Source organism: Xanthomonas hortorum, from assembly GCF_011305375.1.
Classification (GTDB): Bacteria; Pseudomonadota; Gammaproteobacteria; order Xanthomonadales; family Xanthomonadaceae; genus Xanthomonas; species Xanthomonas hortorum_E.
Window position 1 is genome coordinate 27,423 of the sequence record NZ_VCME01000012.1, and the last position, 12,731, is coordinate 40,153.

Genomic DNA, 12,731 nt, shown 5'->3' on the forward strand with positions numbered 1-12,731 from the left:
TTTGTTTTTGCGTGCAAGTTGCGAATAAGACGGCTGCGAGGATGCGCACCAGCGCGTTAGCTGCTCAGTGAGTCGCTTCGTTCTGAGGTATCGCTTTTCAGGAGCGAGCCCAATCACCAGCGCATGACCTACATTGTTTGCGCGGGATCGGTCAGACCGTATTGGTTGGCCAGACGCGCCAGCGCGATGCTGTCCTGGATGCCAACCTTTTCGAACAGGCGCGCCTTGTGGGTATTGATGGTCTTGGCACTGAGGTTCAGGCGCTTGGCGATGTCTTCCTGGCGCAGGCCCTGTGTCAGCAACAAAGCGACCTCCAGCTCGCGTGGCGACAACGCATCGAACGGCGAGCCGCCACCTTCTAGGTTGGAGAGCGCAAGGTTCTGCGCGATGGTGTTGCCGAGATAGCGCCGCCCCAGTGCGACTTCACGCACTGCACGCAGCAGTTCCTGCGCATCGCCGCCCTTGCCGACATAGCCGGATGCACCGGCTTCGAGCAGACGCTTGGGCAGAGGGCCATCTTCCAGTACCGACACGATGACCACGCGGGTGCCGTAATCGCCCTTGACGATGCGCTCGGTGATTTCCAGACCGCTGACGCCGGGCAGATGCAGATCGCACAACACGATCTCGGGCTTGAGCTGGCGGATTTGCGGCAACGCCGACTCCCCGCTCTCGGCCTCTCCCACCACATCGATGTCCACTTCCTTGGACAGGATCATCTTCATGCCTGTACGCACGAGTGCATGATCGTCAATCAGAAAAACTCTGATGGTCATCCTTGTTGTCCTCGCTATGCGGCTGGCTGGTGCAGCCTATCTCCGTGAATAATTCAGGGCAAGCACGATGCGACGTATTACTTTCAAGTCAGAGACCAAAGCCTCTCGCTGCGGTGAGGCATGACGCGCATGCGGGGCAACGTTGCGTCGTGTTTGCATGATCCGAACACGCGCAGTGCGCGAATATCGGGAAATTCACTCGCGCCCGGTCAGATTTCCCCGGCCTCGGTGCTGCGCTCGGCATCCACCAGTGGGCGCAGTTCGGGATCCAGCGCGACACGCTCGTCGAAGACGAAGCAGCGGCCGTCATAGCCTTCGCCGCCGACCTCTTCGAAGTAGCCCAGGATCCCGCCTTCGAGCTGCAACACGTTGTCCAGGCCATCGGCCTGCATCCACAGCGCGGCTTTTTCGCAGCGGATGCCGCCGGTGCAGAAGCTCACCACTGTGGCATCCGCCAGCGCAGTGCGATGCGGTTCCAACGCGCCCGGCAACTCGGTGAACTTGTCGATCGGCAACGTCAACGCACCCTGGAACGTGCCATATGCCACTTCCTGCGCATTACGCGTGTCCAGCAGCACCAGCGGGCGACCGCGATCGTCGTGCCCTTGTCGCATCCATTCGCGCAGCACGCTTGGCGTCACTGCCGGCGCACGTCCCTGCAGCGGCGAGGCATCGTCGCGACGGAAACTGATGATCTCCGGCTTGCGCCTGACCTTGAGCCGCGCGAACGGCTGCTGCGCGCTCAGGCTGTACTTGATGCGCATCTGCGCAAAGCGCGAATCGCTCTGCAACCACGCATAGAACGCGCCGACCTGCTCGGCCTCGCCCGCCAGAAACAGATTGATGCCCTCCTCGGCCACCAGCACCGAGCCCTTCAGCGCCTGCTGCTCGGCGTGGCGAAGCACGCTGTCGGCAAGCTGTTGCGGGTCCTGGATGGCGACGAATTGGTAGGCGGCGGTATTGGTGATCATCGGGTCATTTTAAGCCCGATGGCGCCGCAATGGGGTCAGCCGCGCAACAGCAGAAACGGCAGCAGCACCAGCGAGGCGACCACCAGCATGCCGATCAGTGTGGCGATCACGAACAGCGGACGCTTGCGCAGCAGCGCAGCGAAGGTTTCGGCGGTGCCGGATGCCAGTGCCTCCTGACGCTGCGCGCGTGCGACCGCCCCGCGTTGGGCCTGATAGGCATCCATCGCCGCCTTGGCGCGCGGGTAGTCGGCATCGTCGCTGAGCCAGATGCCACCGGCGGAAATGCCCCAATTGCTCGGCCGCGTTTCGTAGATCTGCACCAGGTTCTCGCGCATCAGCGCCCGCACCTCGTCGGCTTCGTCATCGGGAACATTGCGCAGATTGAGCAGTAGCTTGGCCATGGGCGCGATGATAGCCGGAGCCAGATGCGATAATGGCGACCTTCCTTCATGAACCATCCCATGCGCCTTCTGTTGACGCTCTGTGTCGCCTTGTTGCTCGCAAGTTGTGCGCCTGCCCTGCCGCCGTCCGGTGGCACGATTGCTACCTTTGAGCGGATCGACCGCACCGTTGGCACCGGCGCAGTGGCAACGCCCGGCGCGATGGTCACCGTGCACTACACCGGCTGGTTGTACGACGAAAAGGCCACCGACAAGCACGGCAAAAAGTTCGACAGCTCGCTCGATCGCGCCGAGCCATTCCAGTTCGTGTTGGGCGGCCATCAGGTCATCCGCGGCTGGGACGATGGCGTCGATGGCATGCGCGTGGGTGGCAAGCGCACCTTGATGATTCCGCCCGATTACGGCTATGGCGATAACGGCGCAGGTGGGGTGATTCCGCCTGGCGCCTCGCTGGTGTTCGATGTGGAATTGCTTGGCGTGCAGCCACGCTGAGTGCCTGAGCAATGACGGATGTGAGCAAGCGGCGACTGGCAGTGATCGGCGGCGGGCCGGCCGGCTTGATGGCCGCAGAAGTGGCGTGTGCGGCCGGCCTTGCGGTGGACCTTTACGAGGCGAAGGGTTCTGTCGGGCGCAAGTTTTTGATTGCCGGCAAGGGCGGTTTGAATCTCACCCATTCGGATCCGATGCCGCTGTTTGCGCAGCGTTATCGCGAGCGTGCCGAACCGGTGGCGGCCTGGTTGCGGGACTTCGATGCGGACGCGCTACGCGATTGGGCGCGCGGGTTGGGTGTGGACACCTATGTCGGCAGCTCCGGGCGTGTGTTTCCGATGGATCGCAAGGCGGCGCCGTTGTTGCGTGGCTGGGTGCGTCGACTCAAGGAACAAGGCGTGGACTTTCATGTGCAGCATCGCTGGCTTGGTTGGAGCGAGGACAGTGCACTGCGCTTCGACACACCAACCGGTGACATCGAGCGTGTCGCAGACGCGGTGGTGTTGGCGCTCGGTGGCGGCAGTTGGCCGCAGCTTGGCTCGGATGGTCTGTGGCAAGCGCCGCTGCAACAACGCGGCATCGCGGTTGCGCCCTTGGTGCCGGCCAATTGCGGCTTCGACATCGACTGGAGCGCGCACTTTGTGCAGCGGCATGCCGGTGCGCCGCTCAAGCCGGTGGTGGCGCACTGGAAAGATCGCCATGGTGTGCAACACGCACTGCAGGGCGAATGCGTGGCCACCGCCACCGGAATCGAAGGCAGCCTGATTTATGCGGTGGCTGCAGACTTGCGAGAGCAGATCGATGCGCAAGGCGTGGCCGAACTTGGCCTGGATCTGGTTCCGGGACGTTCCCTTGAGCGCGTGAGCGCCGAACTGGACAAGCCGCGCAAGGGACGGAGTTTTAGCGAGCATTTACGCCGACAGGTCGGCATCGATGGCGTCAAGGCGGCGCTGCTGTACGAACACCTGGGCAAACAGGCCGGCGACGATCTTGTGCAGGTGGCACGCACGCTCAAGCAGTTACCGTTGCGCTTGCTCAGGCCGCGCCCGCTTGCCGAGGCGATCAGTTCGGCCGGCGGCGTGCGGCTGGAAGCGCTGAACGATGGGCTGATGGCGCTCGCACAACCTGGCGTGTTCTGCGCAGGAGAAATGCTCGATTGGGAGGCTCCGACCGGCGGCTATCTGCTGACCGCCTGCTTCGCCAGCGGATTACGTGCCGCACATGGCGCGGTGCACTGGCTGCAGCAGCAAGACGGCTGCGTTACAGACGATCGTTGACCGCTTCGCGCGGCCAGACCGATTTGACGTCGTAAATCACCGCGCCCGGTTTGCCCAACGCGGCGATGCGCTGGGCGTCGTAGTCGCGGTACTGCGCATGCGCCACCGCCAGCACCACCGCGTCGTAGGCACCTTCGTCCACAATCTCGCACAGCTGCACGCCGGCATGCTGCAGGGCTTCTGCCGGGTCGGCCCAGGGGTCACAGGTATCGACCTGCACGCCAGCAGCTTGCAGCAACTGCACCAGTTCCAGTGCGCGGCTGTTGCGCAGATCCGGGCAGTTCTCTTTGAAGGTTGCGCCCAGCACCAGCACCCTCGCCTGCGCGAGCACCACGCCGCGCGTGGCGAGCATGCCGCAGACGCGCTCGGCAACGTGCCGGCCGACACGGTTATTGACCTGCCGCGCGGTGTGGATCAGGTCCGGGTGATAGCCCACGCTCTCGGACTTGTGCATCAGGTAATAAGGATCCACGCCGATGCAGTGGCCGCCGACCAGCCCGGGCCGGAATGGCAGGAAATTCCACTTGGTTCCGGCCGCTTCCAGCACATCCAGCGTGTCGATGCCCAGTTTGTCGAAGATCAATGCCAGCTCGTTGACCAGCGCGATATTGACGTCGCGCTGGATGTTTTCCACCACCTTGGCGGCCTCGGCCACGCGCATCGACGGCGCGCGCCAGGTACCTGCGGTGATGATGCTGGTGTACAGCGCGTCGACCGCATCGGCAGCTTCTGCGGTGGAGCCGGAGGTGATCTTGCGGATATCGCGCAGACGCCGTTGGCGGTCGCCCGGATTGACGCGTTCGGGGCTGTAGCCGCAGAAAAAATCGTCGTTAAAACGTAGCCCCGATGCGGCTTCGAGCAATGGCACGCAGACTTCTTCGGTGGTGCCCGGATACACGGTGGATTCGTAGATCACCAGGTCGCCGGGCTTGAGCGCGGCGGCGATCAAGGTGGTGGCGCTGCGCAGCGGCTCCAGGTCGGGTTGCTCGAAGCTGTCGATCGGCGTCGGCACCGTGACGATGAAGATGCTGCACGCGGCCAGGTCGGCCGCGTTCGCGCTGTAGCGCAACCGGGTGGCGGCAGCCAGTTCGGTGTCGTCCAGTTCCAGCGTGGCGTCGTGGCCATCGCGCAACTGCGCTACCCGCTGCGCATCGATGTCGAAGCCCAGCGTGTCGCGCTGCTCGCCAAAGGCAACCGCCAGCGGCAGGCCGACATAGCCCAGCCCGATGACGGCGATACGCGCTTGAAGCGGTGCGAGAAGCGTGGTGCGGGACATGCGGTTCCTTCGATCGTGCGCGGGCGGTTTTCCGCGCGGCTATACAGCGGCAGGATAGCGCAGGCCGCACAGGCGCCGGCAGTGCAGCAAGACATACGCACAGAGATTCACAATCGGCGCGCAATCAGGCACGCTATCGCAATGCCCGGGTGGCGAAACTGGTAGACGCAAGGGACTTAAAATCCCTCAGCTGCAAGGCTATGCGGGTTCGATTCCCGCCCCGGGCACACTCTTCATCCATCTCCATCTGTCGCGCGCTCGCAGCCGTGCTTGGCACGAATACGTTGGCAGATGTCGCTCGGACAGGTAGGCCGGACGAAGTTGAAGGCGTCGATGATGTCCAGCACGCGCGGCGACCAACCCGATGACGGCATGCAGTTCGTGCTGTTGAACAGAGGCACGCCTCCAGCGAACGATCCAGGCATCGATTCGATCGAGGCATTGCACGCGCGTTGGCAGTACGCCCTGCCCTGCCTGGGCGGCGGCAGTTTGATCGTACAGATCCTGGCATTCGAACTTGCGCAGTTTTCGCCGGAAGCATTTGGTCTCTGCAACATCGCATGCCCTGACACGATTGCGCGTAGCGTTCGCAAACGCCAGGCCGAGTATTTCTTCGGTCGACTGGCTGCGCAACAAGCCTTGCAGCATCAGGCACTGGTCGCCGCCGGTATATGCCCCGACATCGCCACCGGCAGCTCGCGTGAACCGCTATGGCCAGCGCAGGTGATCGGCAGCATCTCGCACACCAATCGCCTGGCCGCGGCGGCGGTTGCACCACTTGGCAGATGGCGCGGTATCGGCATCGATCTGGAGCACGTGGTCGGTGCTGACGCACGCGAGGCGTTGTTGAGCACTGTTGTGGACAGCTCGGAGCTGGCGTTGCTGCAGTCGATCTGCGCGTCCACCCACGTGCCGCTGGAAGTGTTGCTGACCATCGTCTTCTCTGCCAAGGAGAGTCTGTTCAAGGCGAGTTTTTCCGCAGTAGGCCGCTACTTCGATTTTTCCTGTGCGCACCTGGTGGCACTGGATCCCATTGCGGGAGTCGTCCGTTTTCAGCTCAGCGAGCAGCTCTGCCCGGATCTACCGAGCGGGCATCTGTGCGATATCAGTTTCGGTTTTGTCGATTCGCAGACGGTGATCACCTATCGAGTCTGGTGAGTCTGGCCGAAGAACGTCGAGCCACGGACGCGGGAACAGAGTGCCTGCACAAATCCGACGCAACAAAAAAGGGCCGTGAGGCCCTTTTGAGTGATCAACTGAATCGTCAAATTCAGTCGTTCTGATTTGGAGCGGGAAACGAGACTCGAACTCGCGACCTCAACCTTGGCAAGGTTGCGCTCTACCAACTGAGCTATTCCCGCGTGGAGCGAAATTGTACAGCTTGTCACATCATTACGCTAGCCCTTTCACACCACCAGCTCGCTGTTTCTTGCGGAGCCACCCGCTTGCGAACCGGCACTTAGATGCGACTAGAACAGCGTGCGATGTGGAGGCCTGGGCCGGAATTGAACCGGCGTACGCGGATTTGCAGTCCGCTGCATAACCACTCTACCACCAGGCCGAACATCGCATTCCACAACACTTGCTTTGCAACAACAAGGCCCCGCAAACGGGGCCTGTTCGTCTCAAGACAGCAACTGCACGCTAGTTGCACGCGTCCAACCTATTGTGTTGCAACAGGTTTTTCGCCATCCCTGCCCTGGAACGGACGCCATTGTAGCCTTGTTTGGCGTAGACGCCAAGAGGAGTGATCGGGCGCGCCACAGTGCGCTGGCGCCTGCAACCGCCGGACGCGATGTCCACGCGACAGGTCTGACAGCGCGCACCTCTGCGAGATCGAGCCTGCCTACTGGATCAGGCGCGCAGGGCTGATCGATGTCTCACACATCTGCTCCTCATCCACAGCCTAACAGCCCCACGACGGCGCATCTGCAAGGGATCCAATGTCCGGCCTGTCGTTTGGCCAGTAGACGCGCGCTGCGTCAACAGCGCCTGCTCTATCCGAGACGACCTGCAAGTTTATGCGACGCAATTCACACACCTAAATCGACCGGATCCACATGGGGTAAGACGCTTGCCATACGACAAAGCGAATGATGCAACACGTTTCACATCGACTTGAAAAGCATCGGGAGAAGTGATTCGTTAAATTAACTTCATAACCAAAGTAAATGGCAAATTGATAATAGTTAGATTATCCAGATAAACAATAAATCCGCGCGAATGTAATAAATCCTTCTCGAATCGCGCCTATGGTGAGCCGCACACAAGGAGACTCATCCGTCACGCAAGGACGTCCTAACCTCCGCAGTTTTGCGATGGATATCTCGTGTCCAACCTCAGTAGCGCTGTGCTTTGCGGTTTTCAACGTGACTTCTGACTCCGAAGCAGTATTGATCGGCGCCGCCACTGCTTCATCGCGGTCTGCCATCGAGCCAGGCAGCTCGATGCCTCCCCACCCTGACACTTCGCAGGCGCAGTGCGCGCCTGAGGAGACTGCAAGTGCATTTGTCTGGTCACGCTGGCAGGCCTTGCCAAGGTCGGCAGAGGCCGAGCGACTGGAACGTCTGCTCGCTGCAATGGCGATCTACCTGGCGCGGACCTGCGAGCAAGTGCCCTTGCAGATCAGGCTGCGCTATTCAGACCGCACTCGTCAGCTGACATTGCATCCACGCGTGCACGACACCTGTAGTGCGATCTGCGAACAGGTGCACGCCGCATTGGATGAACGTGCACTCCGTACTGCAGGCCAGGAGGATGCGCAATCGAAAAAGGCGCAACGTGGTGACGTTACACATGCATGGCCGAGTTTGATCGAGATCTGTGTAACGAACGACAGTGGAGTGATTGTTGGCACAACCGCGACACCGCAGCTGCAATTGCAGATCTGCCAGTTACGCAAGCGATTTCGTTGCGGATTGCATAGCTCGCATTCGACACGGCGGCAGGCCTTGCGCGTCGGTGCACGTCTGAGATGTCTGCTAACGGCTCTTGAACGTGGCGAGGCACAGCATAGCCCTGTAGCGTTATTGCCACTCCTGCCAGCGAGCGAACGCCGTCGCTTGTTACAGATGTTCAATTGCAGTCACACGCGGTTTCCGCAACGTGGCAAGGCAATGTTGTTTGTCGAGCAAGCCGCGCGCGCGCCGCAGGCGACCGCGCTTGTGTGCGGCGAGACACGTCTGAGTTATGCCGAGCTGGATCTTCAGGCCAATCGTCTTGCGCATCATCTGTGTGCGCTTGGCGTTGGCCCGGATTGTCTGGTTGCGATCAGTGCGGCACGCAGCCCTGCGTTGGTGATCGGCTTGCTGGCGATCCTCAAGGCCGGAGGCGCCTATCTGCCGCTGGATGCCGATGCGCCTTCACAGCGTTTGAGTACGTTGCTGGATGATGCGCGTCCATGTGCTGTGCTCGCCGATGCAGATGCGTTGCGTCGTTTGCCGCTGCCCGATACGTTGCCGGTGTGTCGGCTGGATCAGGTCAATCCCACGTGGGGCGATTTGCCTGGCACCGCACCCGACGTGCCAGCGCTGCAGCCGCATCATCTGGCCTACGTGCTGTATACCTCCGGCTCCACCGGCGTGCCCAAGGGCGTGATGGTCGAGCAACGCAACGTCGTGCGCCTGGTGTGTGCGCCCGACTATGTTGATTGCGATGGCTCGCAGCGTTTCCTGCTTGCCGCGCCGCTGGCCTTCGATGCGTCCACGTTCGAGCTATGGGGGGCGTTGCTCAATGGCGCGCAGTTGGTGCTTGCCCCGCCCGGCGTGCTGGATCTGGATGCGATCTGTGCACAGGTGCAGCAGCATCGGGTGACCACCTTATGACTGACCGCTGGCCTGTTCGAGCTGCTTGATCCTGTGCACCTGAGCCAGTTGCACAGCCTGCGCCAGCTATTGGCTGGCGGGGATGTGCTGTCGCGTGCCGCTGTCGAACGTGTCAACCAAGCCTTGCCGCACTGCCAGTTGATCAACGCGTACGGGCCGACCGAGGCGACCACCTTCAGTAGCTGTCATCGCTTCGACAAGGCAGCGGTGACCTCGGTACCGATTGGGCGCCCGATCGCCGGTACGCGGATCTATCTGTTGGATGACCAGCGCGAGCTTGTGCCGATCGGTGTGCCTGGCGAGATCTACATCGGTGGCCCGGGTGTGGCCCGTGGTTATCTCAATCAGTCGTCATTGACCGCTGAGCGTTTTGGAGAAGATCCGTTTTTGCCAGCTGGCCGGCTGTATCGAAGCGGCGATCTGGCGCGGTGGCGCGAGGATGGCAGCCTGGACTTTCTGGGCCGTGTCGATCAGCAGCTGAAGGTGCGTGGTTTCCGCATCGAGCCTGGCGAGATCGAGGCGGCGTTACGCAGGTGCACCGGGGTGGCCGACGCGCTGGTCGTTGCGCGACAGGAAGGTGCGGCTGATAAACAATTGGTGGCATATGTCATCGCTACACCGCAGCCAAGCGACAGCAATGGCAGCGATATCGACGCACTGGCTCCCGCCACCTTGCGCGCCGCGCTGGCCCAAAAACTGCCCGAGCACATGCTGCCGTCGGCATTTGTGCGGTTACAGCAGTTACCGCTGACTTCCAGCGGCAAACTGGATCGACGTGCCTTGCCGGCGCCGGATCGTGCTGCAGTCGCGGCAGCCGGCTATGTGCCGCCGCAAGGCGCAAACGAGTGTCTGCTGGCCACAGTGTGGGCCGAGCTACTTGGGTTGCCGCAGGTAGGCCGGCACGATCATTTTTTTGCACTCGGCGGGCATTCGTTACTGGCCATGCGCGTCTGTGGCCGGCTGCAGACCGCACTGATGCGGCAGGTGCCGATGGCGCTGCTGTTTGCGCATCCGGTGTTATGTGAACTGGCGATCGCATTACAGGGCAGTGCTGGCGATGCGCTAGGCGCAATCCCGCACCTACCGCGCGACCAGCCGTTGCCGCTGTCTTTCGCACAGCAGCGGCTGTGGTTCTTGGATCAACTGGAAGGCCCTAGCGCGACTTACATCATGCCGATGGGCCTGCGTCTGCGCGGTGCGCTGGATCGTGGTGGGCTGCGGGCGGCGCTGCATGCGCTTGTTGCGCGGCACGAAGCCTTGCGCAGTTGCTTCAGGCAACGCCGCTTGCCGCAAGAAAACGGCGATATCGCAAACGCTCCGCTATCCGCTTGTCTGCTGCCCACGTCGTGTCTGGCCGAGCAGGTCCAAGCAGAGAGAGTTCATGGCGAACAGGTGCATATCGAACTACTGCCGCCCGAACAAGCCTTGGTGCTGCACGAGCAACTGCTTAAAGATCACGCACTCAACAATCACTTCGATCCAGACGCCGAACTACGATGCTGGATCGCGTATGAGGCCAGCACGCCGTTTCAGCTCGATCGCGATGCACCGATCCGTTTCCGTCTGCTGCAGCTCTCACTCGATGAACACGCATTGCTGATCACCCAGCATCACAGTGCTTCGGACGGCTGGTCGGTGGGTGTGTTGTTGCATGAGCTGTCTGCGCTGTATGCAAGTTGCCTGCGCGGCCAGCCAGACCCGCTGCCGCCGCTACCGATCCAGTATCCCGACTACGCCGCCTGGCAGCGTCATTGGCTGGAAGGGCCGCGCCGGCAGCAGCAACTCGATTATTGGCAACGTCAGCTTGCAGGCGCGCCCAGCTTGCTCGATCTGCCGCTGGATCGCCCACGCCCGCCGCAGCAGGATTTCACCGGTGCCGAGGTCGCCATCCACTTCGATGCCGATCTCAGCCACGCGCTGGAGATTTTGGCGCGCCGCCATGGCTGCACCGTGTTCATGACCGTGCTGGCGGCATGGGGCGCGCTGTTGTCGCGTTTATGTCGCCAGGACTGCGTGCTGGTCGGCATCCCGGTTGCCGGGCGCACGCGCGCCGAGCTGGAGCCGCTGATCGGTTTCTTCGTCAACACGCTGGCGATCCGTTTCGATGCCCCCGCAAGCGTGAGTACTGCCGCGCTATTGGCGCAGGTGCGCCAGCAAGTGCTCGATGCGCAGGCGCATCAGGATGTGCCGTTCGAGCAGGTGGTGCAGGCCGTACAACCCGTACGCAGCAGTGCGCATACACCGTTAGTGCAGACGTTGTTGGCCTGGGAGCAGGACGCAGCGGCTGGCGTGGTTTCACACGTCTCTGGTGAAGATGCTAACCATCCAAAAATCGCGGACGATCCATGGGCCGCACTGGATCCGCAACGGCTGCAGATTCCCGCCAATGCCGCCCGCTTCGATCTCACCTTGCAGTTGCGCAGTGGTGCCGAGCCAGTGGGACAGCGACGCAGCGGCAATCTCGCCGAATCCTGTGTGCAAGGCACGCTTAGTTATGCCACTGCCGTGTTCGATGCCGCGACTGCCAACCGCATCGTTGGCTATCTGCAAAGCTTGCTGCGCGCCATGGCTGCCGACAGCACCGTGCCACTGGACACCGTGGCATTACTGGATGCGCACGAACGCCAGCAGTTGTTGGTCGACTTCCAGCCGGCTGCTGTCGTTTATCCCTGCACGTTGTTGCATGAGCTGATCGAGCAGCAAGTCCAGCGCACGCCGCACGCCATCGCGGTGGCCCAGGACCAACTGCAGTTGGACTATGCCGCGCTGGATGCGCAGGCCAATCAGCTTGCCCACCATCTGCGCCAACTCGGCGTTGGCCCTGATGTACGCGTGGCGATCTGCGCGCAGCGCAGCCCGATGTTGGTGGTCGGGCTGCTCGCGATTTTAAAAGCCGGCGGCGCCTATGTGCCGCTGGATCCGGAGTACCCGGCCCAGCGTTTGGCCGACATGCTCGCCGACAGCCAACCGCTCGCCGTGCTTGTCGATGCGTCTGCGTGCGAACACCTCCCGCTACTGGCTAGCGACGCGCTGCACCGCGTCTCGCTGCTTGATACCGAGGTAGCGGACAGCGTGCTGCTCTGCAAAGGACTGCCGACAACATTGGCGGTTTATCAGCTGGATCAGCCCAATACGCCCTGGGACCACCAGCCCACCACCGCCCCGCACGTGCCAGCGCTAGAACACGACCACCTGGCCTACGTGATCTACACCTCCGGCTCCACCGGCACGCCCAAGGGCGCGATGAATACCCATCGCGGCGTGGTCAATCGGCTGCTGTGGATGCAGGACACTTATGCGCTCAGCCCAGACGATGTGGTGCTGCAAAAAACGCCGATCAGCTTCGATGTCTCGGTGTGGGAATTGTTTTGGCCGCTGTTGAGTGGCGCGCGTTTACAGCTGGCGCGTCCTGATGGGCACAAGGATCCGGCTTACCTCGGCGCAACCATCGCCGAGGCTGCAGTGACAACGCTGCACTTTGTGCCTTCGATGCTCGACGCCTTTCTGGCAACCGACGCACCGCAGCACTGCAGCGGACTCACCCGCGTAATTTGCAGCGGCGAAGCTTTGCCCGGGCAACTGGTGCAGCGCTTCCGCAGACAGCTACCCGGCGTGCAACTGCACAATCTTTATGGCCCGACCGAAGCCGCCATCAAGACGTCAGCTTCTGGGATTGCACTGCGCAACGCGAGATCTCCCCGACGCTGGCGCAGTGGC

The 12,731-nt window shown here is 62.1% G+C and carries 8 protein-coding genes, 3 tRNA genes and 1 pseudogene; 6 read left to right on the forward strand and 6 right to left on the reverse strand.

Translation table 11 applies throughout. From position 1 onward, the window contains the following. Positions 1 to 128: 128 nt before the first annotated feature. From FFY45_RS12755 to FFY45_RS12765, 3 genes are all read right to left on the reverse strand, one after another. Entirely contained in the window at positions 129 to 776 is a 648-nt protein-coding gene (locus tag FFY45_RS12755; protein WP_023904062.1) for a response regulator, read from the reverse strand. Between the two features lie 209 nt (positions 777 to 985). Next, the gene (locus FFY45_RS12760; RefSeq protein ID WP_176340721.1) at positions 986 to 1,747 is read right to left on the reverse strand and encodes a sulfurtransferase; all 762 of its coding nucleotides are present in this window, start codon (positions 1,745 to 1,747) and stop codon (positions 986 to 988) included. Positions 1,748 to 1,782: 35 nt separating this feature from the next. Further along, positions 1,783 to 2,148: a DUF6164 family protein gene (locus tag FFY45_RS12765; RefSeq protein ID WP_104552014.1), complete on the reverse strand. Its 366-nt coding sequence runs from the start codon at positions 2,146 to 2,148 to the stop codon at positions 1,783 to 1,785. A gap of 60 nt (positions 2,149 to 2,208) precedes the next feature. On the opposite strand from FFY45_RS12765, the gene FFY45_RS12770 reads away from it, so the two are divergent. Both FFY45_RS12770 and FFY45_RS12775 read left to right on the forward strand, forming a co-directional pair. Continuing rightward, the gene (locus tag FFY45_RS12770; RefSeq protein WP_176340722.1) at positions 2,209 to 2,640 is read left to right on the forward strand and encodes an FKBP-type peptidyl-prolyl cis-trans isomerase; all 432 of its coding nucleotides are present in this window, start codon (positions 2,209 to 2,211) and stop codon (positions 2,638 to 2,640) included. Between the two features lie 11 nt (positions 2,641 to 2,651). After that, the gene (locus tag FFY45_RS12775; protein ID WP_176340723.1) at positions 2,652 to 3,914 is read left to right on the forward strand and encodes a TIGR03862 family flavoprotein; all 1,263 of its coding nucleotides are present in this window, start codon (positions 2,652 to 2,654) and stop codon (positions 3,912 to 3,914) included. Here FFY45_RS12775 and FFY45_RS12780 read toward each other — a convergent pair. Beyond that, positions 3,898 to 5,190 (reverse strand): nucleotide sugar dehydrogenase, encoded by a 1,293-nt coding sequence (locus FFY45_RS12780; RefSeq protein WP_176340724.1) that lies wholly within the window; start codon positions 5,188 to 5,190, stop codon positions 3,898 to 3,900. The two genes, FFY45_RS12775 and FFY45_RS12780, sit on opposite strands and share 17 nt — an antisense overlap. A 143-nt stretch (positions 5,191 to 5,333) precedes the next feature. Between FFY45_RS12780 and FFY45_RS12785 the strand changes: the two genes are divergently transcribed. Both FFY45_RS12785 and FFY45_RS12790 read left to right on the forward strand, forming a co-directional pair. Beyond that, positions 5,334 to 5,417 (forward strand) — tRNA-Leu (locus tag FFY45_RS12785). A 109-nt stretch (positions 5,418 to 5,526) separates the two neighbouring features. After that, positions 5,527 to 6,348 carry a 4'-phosphopantetheinyl transferase family protein gene (locus FFY45_RS12790; protein ID WP_255171954.1) on the forward strand — a complete coding sequence of 274 codons (822 nt, stop codon included), beginning with the start codon at positions 5,527 to 5,529 and terminating at the stop codon, positions 6,346 to 6,348. Between the two features lie 127 nt (positions 6,349 to 6,475). On the opposite strand, the gene FFY45_RS12795 is transcribed toward FFY45_RS12790, so the two are convergent. Then, positions 6,476 to 6,551 (reverse strand) — tRNA-Gly (locus FFY45_RS12795). Positions 6,552 to 6,677: 126 nt separating this feature from the next. Beyond that, a tRNA-Cys gene (locus FFY45_RS12800) sits at positions 6,678 to 6,751 on the reverse strand. 1,555 nt (positions 6,752 to 8,306) lie between these two features. Here FFY45_RS12800 and FFY45_RS22160 point away from each other — a divergent pair. Both FFY45_RS22160 and FFY45_RS22165 read left to right on the forward strand, forming a co-directional pair. Beyond that, positions 8,307 to 11,639, forward strand: a pseudogene (locus tag FFY45_RS22160) (amino acid adenylation domain-containing protein); the annotation flags it as partial. Beyond that, the coding region (locus FFY45_RS22165; RefSeq protein ID WP_343204101.1) for an AMP-binding protein at positions 11,613 to 12,731 on the forward strand (1,119 nt) is incomplete at its 3' end. The pseudogene FFY45_RS22160 and the gene FFY45_RS22165, both read left to right, overlap by 27 nt.